The organism is Actinoplanes sp. NPDC019969 (genome assembly GCF_055562375.1).
Window position 1 is genome coordinate 23,884 of the sequence record NZ_JBVHFK010000009.1, and the last position, 15,038, is coordinate 38,921.

The 15,038-nt window shown below is 69.5% G+C and carries 14 protein-coding genes; 6 read left to right on the forward strand and 8 right to left on the reverse strand.

The window, feature by feature from the left end:
- Window positions 1-32: 32 nt before the first annotated feature.
- Genes ACZ3II_RS25780 through ACZ3II_RS25790 form a run of 3 tightly spaced genes read right to left on the reverse strand, consistent with a single transcriptional unit; the run spans window position 33 to window position 2,823 of the window.
- Window positions 33-620 (reverse strand): GNAT family N-acetyltransferase, encoded by a 588-nt coding sequence (locus ACZ3II_RS25780; protein ID WP_465520298.1) that lies wholly within the window; start codon window positions 618-620, stop codon window positions 33-35.
- Window positions 617-2,125: an APC family permease gene (locus tag ACZ3II_RS25785; RefSeq protein ID WP_465520299.1), complete on the reverse strand. Its 1,509-nt coding sequence runs from the start codon at window positions 2,123-2,125 to the stop codon at window positions 617-619. The genes ACZ3II_RS25780 and ACZ3II_RS25785 overlap by 4 nt, the downstream gene beginning before the upstream one ends.
- Before the next feature lie 44 nt (window positions 2,126-2,169).
- A complete protein-coding gene (locus ACZ3II_RS25790) occupies window positions 2,170-2,823 on the reverse strand; it encodes a GOLPH3/VPS74 family protein (RefSeq protein WP_465520300.1) in 654 nt (217 codons plus the stop codon).
- Window positions 2,824-3,185: 362 nt separating this feature from the next.
- Here ACZ3II_RS25790 and ACZ3II_RS25795 point away from each other — a divergent pair, with 362 nt between their 5' ends.
- Together ACZ3II_RS25795 and ACZ3II_RS25800 are read left to right on the forward strand one after the other, a co-directional pair.
- Complete coding sequence (locus ACZ3II_RS25795; protein WP_465520301.1) at window positions 3,186-3,953, forward strand: dioxygenase family protein; 768 nt, start codon at window positions 3,186-3,188, stop codon at window positions 3,951-3,953.
- Between the two features lie 51 nt (window positions 3,954-4,004).
- The gene (locus ACZ3II_RS25800; RefSeq protein WP_465520302.1) at window positions 4,005-5,012 is read left to right on the forward strand and encodes a TerC family protein; all 1,008 of its coding nucleotides are present in this window, start codon (window positions 4,005-4,007) and stop codon (window positions 5,010-5,012) included.
- Between the two features lie 256 nt (window positions 5,013-5,268).
- Here ACZ3II_RS25800 and ACZ3II_RS25805 read toward each other — a convergent pair whose 3' ends face one another.
- Entirely contained in the window at window positions 5,269-7,224 is a 1,956-nt protein-coding gene (locus ACZ3II_RS25805) for an APC family permease (protein WP_465520303.1), read from the reverse strand.
- A 125-nt stretch (window positions 7,225-7,349) separates the two neighbouring features.
- Window positions 7,350-7,898, reverse strand: coding sequence for a GNAT family N-acetyltransferase (locus tag ACZ3II_RS25810; protein ID WP_465520304.1), 549 nt, complete (start codon window positions 7,896-7,898; stop codon window positions 7,350-7,352).
- Window positions 7,899-7,961: 63 nt separating this feature from the next.
- Here ACZ3II_RS25810 and ACZ3II_RS25815 point away from each other — a divergent pair, with 63 nt between their 5' ends.
- Complete coding sequence (locus tag ACZ3II_RS25815; protein WP_465520305.1) at window positions 7,962-8,228, forward strand: hypothetical protein; 267 nt, start codon at window positions 7,962-7,964, stop codon at window positions 8,226-8,228.
- 15 nt (window positions 8,229-8,243) lie between these two features.
- Here the strand turns inward: ACZ3II_RS25815 and ACZ3II_RS25820 are convergent, their stop codons facing one another.
- Together ACZ3II_RS25820 and ACZ3II_RS25825 are read right to left on the reverse strand one after the other, a co-directional pair.
- Window positions 8,244-8,927, reverse strand: coding sequence for a response regulator transcription factor (locus ACZ3II_RS25820; protein WP_465520306.1), 684 nt, complete (start codon window positions 8,925-8,927; stop codon window positions 8,244-8,246).
- A gap of 70 nt (window positions 8,928-8,997) precedes the next feature.
- Complete coding sequence (locus tag ACZ3II_RS25825) at window positions 8,998-10,239, reverse strand: sensor histidine kinase (RefSeq protein WP_465520649.1); 1,242 nt, start codon at window positions 10,237-10,239, stop codon at window positions 8,998-9,000.
- 142 nt (window positions 10,240-10,381) lie between these two features.
- On the opposite strand from ACZ3II_RS25825, the gene ACZ3II_RS25830 reads away from it, so the two are divergent.
- The 3 genes from ACZ3II_RS25830 (at window position 10,382) to ACZ3II_RS25840 (ending at window position 14,289) form a co-directional block, all read left to right on the forward strand.
- Window positions 10,382-11,281 (forward strand): ABC transporter ATP-binding protein, encoded by a 900-nt coding sequence (locus tag ACZ3II_RS25830; protein WP_465520307.1) that lies wholly within the window; start codon window positions 10,382-10,384, stop codon window positions 11,279-11,281.
- Entirely contained in the window at window positions 11,278-12,069 is a 792-nt protein-coding gene (locus tag ACZ3II_RS25835) for an ABC transporter permease (protein WP_465520308.1), read from the forward strand. Before ACZ3II_RS25830 ends, ACZ3II_RS25835 begins: the two co-directional genes overlap by 4 nt.
- A 195-nt stretch (window positions 12,070-12,264) precedes the next feature.
- Entirely contained in the window at window positions 12,265-14,289 is a 2,025-nt protein-coding gene (locus tag ACZ3II_RS25840) for a peptidase M6 immune inhibitor A (RefSeq protein WP_465520309.1), read from the forward strand.
- On the opposite strand, the gene ACZ3II_RS25845 is transcribed toward ACZ3II_RS25840, so the two are convergent.
- Window positions 14,262-14,969 carry a cyclase family protein gene (locus ACZ3II_RS25845; protein WP_465520310.1) on the reverse strand — a complete coding sequence of 236 codons (708 nt, stop codon included), beginning with the start codon at window positions 14,967-14,969 and terminating at the stop codon, window positions 14,262-14,264. The genes ACZ3II_RS25840 and ACZ3II_RS25845 overlap by 28 nt on opposite strands.
- Window positions 14,970-15,038 lie beyond the last annotated feature (69 nt).

The window sequence follows — 15,038 nt, forward strand, 5'->3', positions numbered from 1 at the left end:
ACGCATCGCGTCCGCCCCCTTGACTTCTGGTCTCAGACCGCGCGCCACATCCGGTAGAAGGACGCGCCGTCCGGCAGCTGGATCCGGAACGGGGTCATCGGGGTGTACCCGTGCCGCTGATAGAGGCGCACATTGTCCTCGTTGGTCGCCTCCAGGTAGGCGGGGATGCCCTCGGCGACCAGGTCCTCATGGGTACGCCGCATGAGCTGCCCGCCCAGGCCACGGCCCTGCTCGGAGGGCCGGACCGCGAGGAACGACAGGTGCCAGTGCTCCTCCTGCGGGGTGTGGCTCTCCAGCAGCTCGCCGATCACCGCGAGACGTCCCAGGTGCTCGCCGGCCACCTCGGACAGCCGCTCCACGAACAGCGGCTGCTCCGGCAGCTCGTTGACGTGGTCGAACCACACCGCGACCGCGGCGAATCCGCCATCGGGGTGGTCGATCACGTCGACCCGGCCGTGGTCGAGGGCGTGCTCGGCGTGCAGGGCGAAGAAGGCCGCCATCACCTGCTCGCGCTGCGCCGGGTCCGGCACCGCGTAGACGTTCGCGTCCAGGTCGTTGAACGCGTGCGAGATGTGCGCCCCGATCGCCGGGATCTCGTCCTTGCGCGCCGAACGGATCACCGCGTGCCGTCCTGGTTCAGGCTCGCGGCGAACCCGCCACCGGCGGACGCGCTGCGGGCGCCCAGGCCGATGCCCGAGTAGATCTGCGGCCGGCTGGACCGCAGGACCAGGCCCCACAGCGCGCCGCCGGCGAACAGCACCGCGAACGACAGCGGCGCGACCAGCGCCGGAGTGCTGCCGGGCTCGACACCGAGCAGCAGGGCGATGTTGTCCACGGCCAGGTAGGAGACCACCAGCAGCAGGACCGCGCCGACGATCGGGGCGATCACCCGGTGGATCACACTCTCACCGGACGGGTTGCGGGCGAAGAAGCCGATCACGGCGAAGGCGGTGAGCGTGACCAGCAGCAGCACGCCCAGGCCACCGGTGGTGCCGAACCAGAAGAACATCTCCACCAGCGGGTCCCAGCCCATCACCGCGTAGAGCAGGATGGCCACCAGGCCGATCACCGACTGGGCGATCGAGCCGTTCTTCGGCGCGCCGGTGCCCGGAACGGTCCGGCCGAACAGGCGCGGCAGCACACCCTCGCGGCCCAGCGAGAACATGTACCGCGAGATGATGTTGTGGAACGAGATCATCGCGGCGATCATCGAGGTCAGGAACAGGATGTGGCCCAGGTGCAGGGCCGTGTCACCGAGCGGGACCGCGGCCAGGTTGAAGAACAGCTCCGGGCCCTCGGCCCCGGCCCGCTCCGCCACCTTGTCGGCGCCGGCGGCGGAGATCATCACCCAGGCGGCGAAGGCGTACAGGACCGCGATCAGGGCGACCGCGATGTACGTGGCCCGCGCGACGGTACGCCGCGGGTCCCGCGACTCCTCGCTGAACACCACCGACTGCTCGAATCCGACGAAGCCGGTGATCGCCATGACCAGCAGAGCGCCGGCGCCCGCGCCGGTCAGGCTGGCCGGGTCGAACGGAGCGGCGGAGGCCTGGAAGCCGTCGGTGAACATCTCGGCGACCGAGAAGACGACGGTCAGCACGATCTCGGCGACCAGCAGGGTGGCCAGCACCTTGCCGTTGACGGCCACGTCCCGGACACCCAGGATCGCGACCAGCGCCCAGGACAGCAGGGCGATGACCCACCAGGACAGGTCCAGGCCGAACCAGTCGAGGAACAGCGGCTGGGCGATCGCGCCGAAGCCGCCGTAGGTGCCTACCTGGAACAGGTTGTAGGCCAGCAGCGCCACCCAGGACGCGCCGACACCGAACGGGCGGCCCAGGCCGCGGGCGATGTAGGCGTAGAAGGCGCCGGCGTTGGAGATGTGCCGGGCCATGGCCACGTACCCGACCGAGAAGATCGCGAGGATCATCGCGACGGCGATGTAGGCGATGGCGAAGCCGGTCAGCCCGGTGACGGCCAGACCGGTCGGCACCACACCGGCGATGACGGTCAGCGGGGCGGCCGCCGACATGACGAAGAAGACGACGGAGGCGACGCCGAGCCGGTTGCTGGCGAGCGCGTCCGATACCTGGCTCTGCGGGGGCTGTGTACCTGTGAAGGACACGGTGATGCTCCAAGGGGGTGTTCGTTGAGGTGTTACATGGGGGGTCAGGCTCGGCGGGCCATGACGGCGTCACCGACGGCCGCCTCGGCATGCGCCACGAGCTGTTGCAACATCGCGGGGAAGTTTCTGCGGAACTGCTCGAACAACGCGGCCCGTTCCCGGGCGCCCAGCGTGGCCAGCACCTGCTGGTCCAGCCCGGTGGCCAGGATGACCCCGGCCAGCAGCAGGTCGGCCAGGTCGAGCGCCTCGTCGCGGCTGACCTTGGTGCGGATCCGGGTGGCCGGCCAGCCCGCGGTCATCGAGTCGGCGGGGACGAAGGAGACCTTGGTGCCGCCCAGCAGGCCGCGCTTCTCCACCCGGCGGATCAGCCCGGCCCGGGCGAGACGGCGCTCGACCAGGTCGGTGGCGATTCCGGTGGAGAGGTAGGCGAGCCAGTTGCGGACACCGTGCTGGCCGGCCTCACGGCGGATCTGCTCCAGCACCGCGGTGGTGGCGGCGTCCCCGGTGGGCCGGTCGTCGATCACCACCAGTTCGGTCTCGACGAGATCGACCCGGCGCCACAACATGAGTTCGCCGAGCAGGGTCGCACCGAGACCGAGTCCGAGAGTGGCCGGTGACAGCAGCGACTTGCCACGAATCGAGTCGTGAGCCGTCAGGTAGAGATCGTCCGCTGGCGGTAGCTGCGGCGGCGGCGCCACTGCTGGTTCTCCTCTCGAAAAGGCTTGGAAAAGAGTGCCCGCGAGCGCCCTCCGAGATGAGGGGAGACGTCAACGAAGCAGTTACGTAGCGCTCCCCCCAGCGCGACGCGACGTAGCCTGCCAGCTTCCGTGGATCAACGCAACGTCCAGATGCGACAAATGTGAGTTCCACAGTAGGCAATGTTGATCACAGTCCTGCTCAGGGCTTTTGGGTAACGATCTTGAAACGTGACGCTCAGTTCTCGCGAACGTCGATATCTAAAGATCTCCAAATGTTAATTGTCACCCTGAGTCACTAGTTGCGGAATCAACTAAATCGGCGTACCGTTGCCGGAAAGGTTGAAGCTTCAACGGAGGTACCCATGCGGATGCCAGCCCTCTTCCTCAGCCACGGCGCCCCGCCACTGGTCGACGACCCCACCTGGACGGCACAGCTGCGCGACCTCGCCGCCGGGCTGCCCAGACCGAAAATGATCCTGGTGGCGTCGGCTCACTGGGAGTCCGCGCCGCTGATGCTCGGCGCCACCGAGACCGTGCCGCTCGTCTATGACTTCGGGGGTTTCGCCCCGCGTTACTACCAGGTGCGATACAACGCTCCGGGTGCTCCCGAACTGGCCGCCAAAATATCGAAATTGATGCCTGACCACGAGACCGTCACCCGCACCGATCGCGGTCTCGACCACGGTGCGTATGTGCCACTCACCGTCATGTACCCCGACGCCGACATCCCGGTCCTGCAGATGTCACTGCCCACCCTCGAGCCGGATCGTCTGCTCGATCTCGGCCGCCGGCTCGCCCCGCTGCGCGACGAGGGGGTGCTCATCATCGGTTCCGGGTTCACCACCCACGGCCTGCCGTTCCTGCGCGACTGGCGGCCCGAGGCGGCCGCGCCCGGATGGTCGGCCGAGTTCGACGCGTGGGCCGCCGAGACGCTGGCCCGCGGCGCCGTCGACGAGCTCGCCGGCTTCCGTGACCGGGCTCCCGGCATGCCGTACGCGCATCCGACGATCGAGCACTTCGCCCCGATGTTCCTGACCCTGGGCGCGTCCGGAGACCCAGCTCAGGCCCCCGAGCAGCCGATCGAGGGTTTCTGGATGGGACTCGCCAAGAGATCGTTCCAGGTCGCATGAGCCTATCGATTTCTCAGCATGCTTGCAGAATCTTTGGAGATCCTGTGAAGCATGCTTGAGGTCTCCGCGCTCGGGTGGACCGTCACCATCGGTGTCATCGTCGCCCTGCTCGCCCTCGATTTGACGCTCGGGGTGCTTCGTCCACACGTCGTCGGCTTTCGCGAAGCCGCCGGCTGGTCAATCTTCTATATCGCCGTCGCGATCGTCTTCGGCGTGGTTTTCGCGAACGTCTACGGCTGGACCTACGGCACGGAGTATTTCGCCGGCTACATCGTCGAGAAAAGCCTGTCCGTCGACAATCTGTTCGTCTTCGTGATCATCATGACGACGTTCGCCGTGCCCGAGCGGTTCCAGCAGAAGGTGCTGACCTTCGGCATCATCATCGCGCTGATCCTGCGAGTGATCTTCATCGTGGTCGGCGCCGCCCTGCTCAACGCCTTCTCGTTCATGTTCCTGGTGTTCGGCCTGATCCTGCTCTACACCGCCGTGCAGCTGTTCCGGCACCGCGACGAGGACCCTGACGTCGACGAGAACATGCTGGTGAAGGCCGCTCGCCGGTTCCTGCCCGTGACGGAGAACTACGTCGAGGGCAAGATGATCACCCGGATCGACGGCAAGCGCATGGTCACGCCGATGTTCCTGGTCCTGCTGGCCATCGGTGGCACCGACCTGCTGTTCGCCCTCGACTCGATCCCGGCCGTGTTCGGCGTCACCGACCAGGCCTACATCGTGTTCGTCGCGAACGCGTTCGCCCTGCTCGGCCTGCGCGCCCTGTTCTTCCTCGTCAAGGGCCTGCTCGACCGCCTGGTCTACCTCTCCACCGGTCTGTCGATCATCCTGGCCTTCATCGGGGTCAAGCTGGTGCTGCACTGGGCCCACAAGGACATCAGCGCGTCGGTGCCGGAGGTCGCGACTCCCGTCTCCCTCGGCGTGATCATCGGCATCCTGGTCGTCACCACGGTCGCCAGCCTGCTGAAATCCCGCAAGGACCCGTCTTTGAAGGCGCACGCCGGCAGCCTCCACGCCAACCCCGGCAACCAGCACCACGCCGACCACTGACCACCGCGGGGGCCGTCACCGGCGGCCCCCGCACCCCTCTGCTTCTTCGCTTTCCCTGTCCACTCGTCCTCACGCCGCGTTCAGCCTGGTCCCGTCGCCCTCAGTCCCACGCACGCCGCGCGCCTCACAGCCCCACGCACGCCCTCGCCTCACAGCCCCACAGTCTTCCCCGCCATCCCCGGCCGCCCCACCCAGTCCCGCCACGCCTTGCTGCGCGTCGCTGCGCGCCTCGGACTCGCGGCACTGAATCGGCGAGTCAGTGGGGCTCGTCGGCCGATCCGGGCTCGGCGTCGGGGTGCTGGTCAGTGGCCCGATCTGGCGGCTCACTGTTCGCCTCCGAGGTTCGCCGCCGGGCGCTCGGTGTGACCGGTTCGTCCTCAGGCGCCCGCCGTGCGCGGGGAACGCGCGCACCGGCCGGTCGACCGGCACCCGCGGTTCCGTTCTCCGAGGCGGTCTCCCCATCGTTCGCCCGATCCCCGGGTTTGCCGGTCCCGCCGTGTGAGCCGGTGGCAGACCAGTCTTCCTGACCGCCAGACCTGTCTTCCTGGGCGGCCGACGGCACTTCCCCGCCACCCGATGGTGCTTCCCGGCCGGCCGACGGCACTTCCCCGCCACCCGACGGCGCTTCCCCACCGACCGACGGCGCTTCCCGGCCGGCCGATGATGCCGATCGTGGCTCGCTGGTCCGGACCGGCTCGCTGAGCATCCCGTCACCTCGTGGAGGCTGTGTCTTACCTGGTGCGGGGCCCTTCCAGACATCGCCGGCGGGAACGGGACGGTCCGGCGGCAGGATCTCGCCCGGGGCGAGCGGTGGCCGGCCGGCGCCGATCACGGCGTACACCTCCGGGCGCTCGCGCCGCAGTTTGCGGCCCCACACGATGCCCGCGATCAGGACCAGCAGGAACAGCAGGGTCGGCGACCAGATCTTGAGCAGGTTCTCGCTGCCCAGCAGCTCCCCGAAGAACGCGATGGTGAGCAGCAGCACGATCCAGAGGAAGACCGTGGCGATCCAGGGTGCGATCCGCCGTCGCCAGAGCGTCTCCCCGTGGGGGAACCGGCCGAAGAACCGCACCACGGCGACCGACGCGATGGTCATCAGGATGAGCACGCCGAGGCCGCCGGAGACGGTGCCGAAGAAGAACAGGTCCTTGGTCGGGTTCCAGGCCGCCGCCGCGAAGATCAGCAGCACGACGAGGGCGATGGCCGACTGTGCCATCGACGCCGCCACGGGTACGCCCTGGCGGGTCCGGGCCAGCGCCTGCGGCAACACGCCCTCCCGCGCGACGGTCAGACCGTACCGGGCGACGGTGTGGTGGAAGGCGAGCATCGCGGCGAACAGGCTGGTGGCGAAGAAGATCCGCCCGAGGTCGACGACAGCCGACCACAGGTACGGCTCGGGCAGGTAGAAGAACAGGTCGTCGAGATGCTGACCGGCGATCACGACGATCTGGTCGGGGCCGGCGACGACCGACATCGCCCAGGCGGTGCCGCCGTAGAGGAAGGCCGCGACCAGCAGGGTGAACCCGATGGCCCGGGCGACCGTCCGGCGTGGGTCCCGGGCCTCGGCCGCGTACACCAGGGGGGCCTCGAAGCCCACCATGCCCGCGATCGCGGCGACCAGCAGCGACACACCGCCCGCGCTGGCGATCAGGCCGGGGTCGAGGGTGTCGAACGTGACCGTGCCACCGGCCGGGTTCCCGACCATGACGAGGTCGAAGATCAGGACGATCAGCACCTCGGCGCAGACCAGCACGGTGAGGATGCGGGCGTTGAGGTCGATGTCGAGCCGGCCGAGGACGGCGATCACCGCCCAGCCGAGCAGCGCGAACACGATCCACGAGACGTCGGCGCCGAAGATCGCGAGGGCGTTGTGCGCGGCTACCCCGAACGCGCCGTAGAGCCCGATCTGCATGGCGTTGTAGGCCAGCAACGCCACGAAGGCGGTGCCCACACCGACCGGGCGGGAGATTCCCGTCGACGCGTACGCGTAGAAGGCGCCGCTGTTGGGCACATGCCGCGCCATCGCCGCCAGCCCGACCGCGAACACTCCCAGCACGGCGGCGACCAGCATGTACGCCACGGGGATGCCCTTCTCCCCGACCTCGCCGTAGCCGAGCGGCAGAGCGCCCGCCACGACCGTGAGCGGGGTCATGGCGGAGACCGCGATGACGAAGACCGGCCACGTGCCGAGCTTGCGCTCCGGCTGGGACATGGCGCCTCCCGTGTCGAATCGACGAAAAATCGATGACCGCCCTCCATCATGACCCTGATGGCGGCCAAACGATATAGAGAAAAGTCGATCTTGTGTTCGCGTTGCCGCTCGTATCAGTCACTCCATCACGCGTCGGACGCTGGTCGCCGGGAGCCGGTGAGGTCCAGGGCGTAGACCCGCACCGGGCGCCCGGTCGATGGCTCGATCGTCTCCCGGTCCAGGCGCATACCCAGCTTGATCATCACGCGGGCCGATGCGTCGTTGCCGACCTGATGAATGCTGACGAGGCGGGTCAGGCCGAGTTCGTCGCGCGCGTGATCGACCACCGCCGTGGCAGCCTCGGTGGCCAGTCCCCGCCCCCAGTGACGCCGCCCCAGCCGCCACCCGATCTCGACGGCAGGCATGACCTCCGGAAGGAACGACGGCACCGCGAGCCCGGTGAAGCCGGCCAGCTCACCGGTCTCCCGCAGGACGAGGGCGTAGAGGCCGAACCCGTGCTCCTCCCAGTGGCGCCGGAAGGCGTCGAGGCGCTCCGCCGTCCCGGCCCGGTCCAGCACGCGGCCGTCGCGGATCCATCGCATGACCTCCGGCTGGGCGGTGATCTCCGCGAACGCGTCGAGATCGTCCGCCCGCCAGCGGCGCAACACCGTCCGAGCCGTGACCAGTTCGTTCACCGCATGCCTCTTTCATGCCGGGACCCGCGGTTTCGTCGGGCCGGGGTCGGGTAGGTTGCCGGGATGCCACTCGGACCGCAACCCCACGGCCGCCGCGGCACGGTCGAGGAGCCTTACAGCCCGCTCAACCTGCGGCTGGTTCTGGCCCTGGTCGGGTTGGTGGTGTGTTCGGCCCTGGCGGTCCTGCTGTTCCGCGCGGGCTGGACGGTGCCGGGGTGGCTTCTCGCCGTGTGGGCCGTGGTCGCCGCCGTCGACGCCGTGGTGATCCAGTTGCGCCGCCGCGCCCGGTCCCGCGCCGACGGCCACCGGGATCATTCGCTGTTCGAGTAGGACGATCCGCATCGGTCACACCCGGCCCGCGTCGTGAACCAGCAGCGCCACCTGCACCCGGTTGTTGAGGTCGAGTTTGGTCAGCACCCGGGAGACGTGCGCCTTCACCGTGGCGACCGACATGTGCAGCTCCGTGGAGATCTCCGCGTTGGAACGGCCGCGCGCGACCGCCAGCGCCACCTCCCGTTCCCGGGCGCTCAGCCGGTCCAGCAGTTGCCCGGCATGCTCCCGCTCGGGTGGGGCGCCCGCCGAGACGTGCGAGATCAGTTGCCGGGTGACACTGGGCGACAGCGTCGCCTCCCCGCGGGCCACCCGCAGCACCGCGTCCCGGATCTGGCCGGGCGGGGTGTCCTTGAGCAGGAAGCCGCTTGCCCCGGCCCGCAGCGCCCGCAGCACGAACTCGTCGGCGTCGAACGTGGTCAGCACCAGGATCTCCGGCGCGTCCGGCTGCCGGCGCAGCCGCTCGGTGGCGGCGAGCCCGTCGACGCCGGGCATGCGGATATCCATCAGGACCACGTCGGGCCGGCACCGGGCCACCGCGTCGGGCACCTCGGCGCCGTCAGCGGCCTGACCGACGACGGTGACCTCCTCGTCCCCGGACAGGATCATGGACAGCCCGGCCCGTACGAGTGGATCGTCGTCCACGATGAGCACCCGGACCATGCCCACTCCGGTCTCGGCAACCATTCGTTCCCCCATCACGCTCACCTTCGACACTCAGATCGGGCCCGCACACCGGGCCCTCACCGGAAGCTCGCCGCGCGCTGGATCATGGGGATGCCTGCCATGGCAGCCGGGCCGTCAGCACGAACTCATCGCCGGTCCGGCCGTGCTCGAGCCGGCCGCCGGCCAGCAGCGCCCGCTCCGCCAAGCCGATCAGTCCGACCCCGGTGCCGGGGATCGGGGCGACCGGAACCGAGACGGGCAGGGGATTCCGGATCTCGATGGTCAGACCCTCGGCAACCGCGCCGCTGACGGTGATGTGCACCGCCGCACCGGGCGCGTGCTTCCGCGCGTTGGTCAACCCCTCCTGGACGATCCGATAACCGGCACGGGCCGTCGCCGCCGGGACCGCCGCGGGATCGACCGTGACATCCAGCTGGACCCGCATGCCCGCACTGCGCGACTCGTCGGCGAGCCCGGCCAGCGCGCCGAGAGTGGGCTGCGGCCGCTCCGGAGCCGGCTCGTCCTCGGACTGGCCGGTGCGGAGCACGCCGATCACCGCCCGCAGGTCCTGCAGTGCCTGGTGAGCGCTGGCCCGGACCACGGCAGCCGCGGCGGCGATCTCCTCCGGTGGCGCGCCGGGACGGAACTCCAGGGCGCCGGCATGCAGACTGAGCAGGGAGATCCGATGAGCGAGGACGTCGTGCATCTCACGGGCGATCCGGGTGCGCTCCACCACCCGGGCCTGGGCGATGCGGAGGCGCTGCTCGGCCTCGGCACGCTCGGCACGGTCCCGCCAGGAGACGATCAGCTGGCGGCGTGCCCGGACCAGCATGCCCGACAACGCCGCGAAGACGGTCACCACCGAACCCCAGGCGAACGTCAGCCAGAACCCGGCGGCCACCTCCGGCCGCAGAGCCGCGAACACCACGTTGCCCGCGAGAACGATCGCCACGTAGGTGGCCAGCACCGTGAACGGCCGGTGCACCGCGACGGTGAACACCACGATGAGCAGGATGACCCCGCTGGCCGGGGAGAAGAAGGAGAGCAGGGCGAGATAGACGGCGAGCGGGGCCAGGAAACGCCGGCGCCACCAGAGGCCGACAGCGGCGACACCACTCGCCACGGCGTCCACCCAGATCAGCCAGGTGGGGCTGTCGATGCCCGCTTCGGTGATGACCTCGGGCGGATAGAGAAGCGTGTGGGTGACCGCCACCGCGGCGCCGATGCCGAGCACGAAACAGACGGCGTCCACGAGCCAGTCGCGGGTGGACCGGCGGGCGGGCAGCGGCCCGGCCGGATCGGCTGCCAGAGCCGACGGCCACAACCAGCGATATTCCACCGACATCGTTCCCACGAATCCGACCTTACGGGCCGGTGACACCCGGCCGGTACCGACCAAAGTCGACATCTGAGCATCGACCAAGGTAGGCGGGACATCGACCGACGGCCGACGCGCGAGCCTCCCGGAGACGCTCACGCTGGGACGCATGATTACGGTCGAGAACCTGACCAAGACGTACGGCACACAGCGTGCCGTCGACGATGTGTCCTTCACCTGTGAACCCGGCACGGTGACCGGCTTCCTGGGGCCCAACGGGGCCGGCAAGTCCACCACCATGCGGATGATCTGCGGCCTCACTCCGCCGAGCAGCGGCCGTTCCGCGATCGACGGTGTGCCGTATCGGCGGCTCGGCAACCCCGGCCGGCACGTCGGGGTGCTGCTGGACGCGTCGGCGCAGCACGCCGGGCGCACCGGGCGGGAGGTGCTGGCTCTGGCGGCGATCACGATGGGTCTGGACACCGGCCGGGTGAGCGAACGGCTGGAGCGGGTCGGCCTGAACGGCACGGCGGCGAAGCGGCGGGTCCGGGCGTATTCACTGGGCATGCGGCAGCGGCTCGGCCTGGCGTACGCGATGATCGGCGACCCGGCCGTGCTGATCCTCGACGAGCCGGCCAACGGCCTGGACCCGGAGGGCATCCACTGGATGCGCGGCCTGCTGCGCGACTTCGCCGACCGGGGCGGCACGGTGCTGCTCTCCTCCCATCTGCTGCGGGAGGTGGAGGTGATCGCCGACCGGCTGGTCGTCATCGGCAACGGGCGGATATTGACCCAGGGCGACAAGGAGCAACTGCTCGGCGCCGCCGGGACGTCCGTCCGGGCCACGGACCCCGCGGCGCTCGACGCGCTGCTGCAGCGCATGGGGCTCACCGGCACCACCTCCTCCGACGGCAGCGTGCTGGTGCCGGCGGATCCGCAGGCGATCGGTCAGGCGGCCGCGGCGGCCGGAGTGGTGCTTCTCGAGCTGCGGCCGGCGGGCGCCGGCGGCCTCGAGGAGATGTTCCTGCGTCTGACCAGCGGTTCCCCGCTCGAGGAGGTCTCCCGATGACGACGACCACGCCGCTTCCCACCGCGGCCACCGTCCCGGCGGCTGCCGCCGGGCGCCGTGTCCCGCTGTCCCGGCTGACCCTGGTCGAGCTGCGCAAACTGGCCGACACCAGGGCCGGTCTGTGGCTCCTGATCGTGATCGGCCTGGCCACCGTCGCGACGTCGGTGGTCATGCTCGGCTGGGCTGACGACAGTGAACAGGACTTCAGTGCGCTGTACGCCTTCGGGCTGATGCCGTCCGCGGTGCTCCTGCCCGTCCTCGGCATCCTGTCGGTGACCAGCGAGTGGTCGCAGCGGACGGCGCTGGCCACGTTCACCCTGGTGCCGGCGCGCGGCCGGGTCATGCTGGCGAAGCTGGCGGCGGGCGCCCTGATCGCGGTCGCGGCCACGGCTGCCACCGCGGTGCTGGCTGCCGGGGCGAACCTGATCGCACGGGCGTCGGGCGGTGACGGGTCGTGGACGCTGGACCCGTCGCTGATCTGGCAGAGCCTGTTGTTGCAGGTCCTCTTCGTGCTGATGGGTAATGCGTTCGGCGCCCTGCTGCTGAACACGCCGCTGGCGATCGTCATCTTCTTCGCGCTCCCGACGGTCTGGACGGTTCTCGGTGAGAGCATCCGGGCTCTTCGCTCGGCGGCCGGATGGCTGGATCTGAACGCCACCTCGCAAGCCCTGATGGAACCGGATATGGCTTCGGGTGAGTGGGCTCGGCTGGCGGTGTCGGCCGCGGTGTGGGTGGCGCTTCCGCTGGCGCTCGGGACGGTGCGGGTGCTCCGGCGGGAGGTTTCCTGATCCACAACGGCCGGTGTTGGCGTCACGATCCGGCAATCAGAGGTAGCGTGCCGAGACGTGACGCGTACCCTATTTGCCAGCTTCGCGGCAATCACCGCTTCTATCCCGTTGCTTGCGGGCCCGGCGCCGGCCGCGCCACCGGCCTCTCCCCCGCCGGGTCCCGGCAACCTCGAGGCGCCGATCAGCGGTCCGGTCATGCCCTTCGACAGCCCCGGTATGCCGTTCCCCGGGACTGTCGCGCCTTTCGGCGGAGCCGTCGAGCCGTTCGAGACGGAGACCCGCGAACCTGACCTGGACCGGCTCACCTTCGAGGGCGAGCCGCTCCCGATCGCCAGTTACGAGCCCCGGCCCAGCGCGCGTTCGATCGCACAGACCCCGGCGATCGGCACGGTCCGCAGCTGGGCCGGTCTCAACGAGATCGACGGTGACGTGTACCGCAAGGACTACACGTTGCGCGGCATCGGCGAGCACATCGAGGTCTGGGTCGCGAAGGACATCGCCTTCCCCGAAGGTGACTGCCGCAAGAACGCGACCGAGATCACCGACGCTCAGGTCGCCGACCTGGTGAAGGAGTTCGACAAGACCATCTACCCCCGGGAGACCAAGGCGTTCAGCACGCCGCCGGCCCGCAGCGGCGCGAACGCGGGGCTCCCCGGCGACTTCACCGGCGCGGGCGACCGCACCGTGACGCTGATCGACAACATCCGCGACGACAACTACTTCGACTTCCCGAAACGGCAGACGTACATCTCCGGTTTCTTCTCCGAGCAGCTCAACGAGTTGTTCGACCGGAACGTGATCACGATCGACGCCTTCGACTGGGCGCACCGCAGCGGTGAGGAGCCCCGGCACGAGCCGGCCGACGACGTCTGCGCCAGCCGCCCGGCGCGGCCCCGGATGTACGAGTCGACGTTCGCCCACGAGTGGCAGCACCTGCTCACCTATTACACCGACCCGGACGAGGACGTGTGGGTCAGCGAAGGTCTCGCGGATTACGCGCAGACCCTCGCCGGATATGTGGACCCGACCATCGGTGTCCACCATCGCGGGTTCGACAATCACGTCATCTGTTACCAGGGCTTCGGCGATGTGACGACCCATTACAACCCGAACCCGCGCAACTGCGGCGGGCCGTCGAACTCGCTGAACCTGTGGTCCGAGGGTGAGCCCGATGAGATCCTCGCCGATTACGGCATCACCTACAGCCTGATGGTCTACCTGCGGGACCGCTTCGGCTCGAAGATCCACACCACGCTGCACAAGGACAAGAAGAACCGCGGTCTGGCCGCGCTCGCCGCAGCCCTGCCGAAGGGGGTCGACCTGCCCGAGGTGCTGCACGACTTCCGGGTCATGACACTCGTCGACAAGATCGTCGACCGGCGCGGCGGCGTGGTGCGGGGCGCCGCTCGCGGCCGGGTCACCGCGGAGAACCTGGACTCGACCGTGAACATGGACAACCCGGCCGCTTACGGCCGGCCGGGCGCCGCACCGAACGGCGCCGACTTCGTCCGGCTGCCGCGGGGCTTCCGCACGGTCGGTTTCGAGGGCGCCAAGACGTTGCCCGCGACACCGCTGGCCTGGACGGTCGACACCGGCATGCTCTTCTCCGGCAACACGCCGAGCACCGATGCCGCGGCGGTGCGGCCGGTCCAGGTGCCGGCCGCCGACCCGGTCCTGCGGTTCAAGACCACCTACGGGCTGGAGGAGAAATTCGACTACGGGTACGTGACAGTGTCGGCGGACGGCGGCAAGACCTATCGGATGGTCAAGGGTGACCGCACCGTCGACGGCCCGCTGGGCCCGGCGATCACCGGCAAGGCCGCGAATGTGACCCTCGCTTACGACCTCAAGGCGTACGCCGGGAAACGTGTGCTCATCGGCTTCCGGTATGTCAGCGACAGTGCCGTCAGCATCGGCGGCTGGCATCTCTCGAACGTCAAGGTGGGCGCCGTGTCGCTGGGCGGCGACAGCCTGGACGGCTGGAGGTCGCCCACCCAGGTCCGCCCGACGCCGGTGGACGACTGGAACGTGACCCTGGTGGGGCTGGCCCCCCGGCGGGCCGCGGTGGTGCCGCTGGCGGATTTCGCCAAGGTCCGCCGGTATCCGAAGGTGGTCGCGATCGTCTCCTACGACGAGCCGACCGGCACGGTGACTCAATACGCCCCCTACACCTTGAAGGTCGACGGCAAGCCCTACACGCCTGCCGTCAGGACGCCGTAGATCAGCGCTGTCGATCCGGAGCCGGCCTTGTTGATCTGCCCGCCACAGAGCACCCATGCTCCGGTGGCGGGCAGATCCGCGAGATGCGCCAGCACCTCGAGACTGACCCGCCGGCGCCGGTAGACGAGCCGGGACACCGTGAAGGCGGTGTCGGTGCTGACATCCGGGCTGAACGCGTCGGTGCCGGTGCCGCCGCGCTCGCCGAGGCGCCCCGTGTCGACCAGCCAGGACACCGCCTCCGGTGAGAAGCCCGGGTGGGGCAGGAAGGCCTCGGTGCCGAACCGGTCCTCCCACCCGGTCCAGATCACCACCACCGACTCGTCGGGGATCCGGCCGTGCTGCTCCTCCCATCGCTGCAGGTCGGCGACGGTCACCGCATATCCGGGATCGGCCGCGCACGCCGCCCGCACGTCCACTTTCACCACCGGCCGGAACAGGTCCTCCGGAACCATCTCGTCGGCCAGCAGACCGCCCGGGGTGAAATGGCCCGGCGCGCCCCAATGCGTGCCGGTGTGCTCACCCATGAAGACCGTCCGCAGGTAGAAGCCGTCCCGGTCGAGGACCGCGACGGTCTCCAGCCGCGGCGGTGGATCCCCGGGGTAGACGCTCACCCGGCCCGGGTCGTTGACGTGTGACAGACCGACCAGCCGCAGCTTGCCCAGCACGGCGTCTCCACTCATGGCATGCCCCTCTCCGCGATCCCGCGCTCTTCGCCCCGCCACCATACCCCCATTGACAGTGTCACGGTG

Coding starts and splice junctions, on each gene's coding strand:
- ACZ3II_RS25795 (WP_465520301.1), top strand. CDS start 3,186: ATGCGGATGCCAGCCCTCTTCCTCAGCCACGGCGCCCCGCCACTGGTC.
- ACZ3II_RS25800 (WP_465520302.1), top strand. CDS start 4,005: ATGCTTGAGGTCTCCGCGCTCGGGTGGACCGTCACCATCGGTGTCATC.
- ACZ3II_RS25805 (WP_465520303.1), bottom strand. CDS start 7,224: ATGTCCCAGCCGGAGCGCAAGCTCGGCACGTGGCCGGTCTTCGTCATC.
- ACZ3II_RS25815 (WP_465520305.1), top strand. CDS start 7,962: ATGCCACTCGGACCGCAACCCCACGGCCGCCGCGGCACGGTCGAGGAG.
- ACZ3II_RS25820 (WP_465520306.1), bottom strand. CDS start 8,927: ATGGGGGAACGAATGGTTGCCGAGACCGGAGTGGGCATGGTCCGGGTG.
- ACZ3II_RS25825 (WP_465520649.1), bottom strand. CDS start 10,239: ATGTCGGTGGAATATCGCTGGTTGTGGCCGTCGGCTCTGGCAGCCGAT.
- ACZ3II_RS25830 (WP_465520307.1), top strand. CDS start 10,382: ATGATTACGGTCGAGAACCTGACCAAGACGTACGGCACACAGCGTGCC.
- ACZ3II_RS25835 (WP_465520308.1), top strand. CDS start 11,278: ATGACGACGACCACGCCGCTTCCCACCGCGGCCACCGTCCCGGCGGCT.
- ACZ3II_RS25840 (WP_465520309.1), top strand. CDS start 12,265: ATGCCCTTCGACAGCCCCGGTATGCCGTTCCCCGGGACTGTCGCGCCT.
- ACZ3II_RS25845 (WP_465520310.1), bottom strand. CDS start 14,969: ATGAGTGGAGACGCCGTGCTGGGCAAGCTGCGGCTGGTCGGTCTGTCA.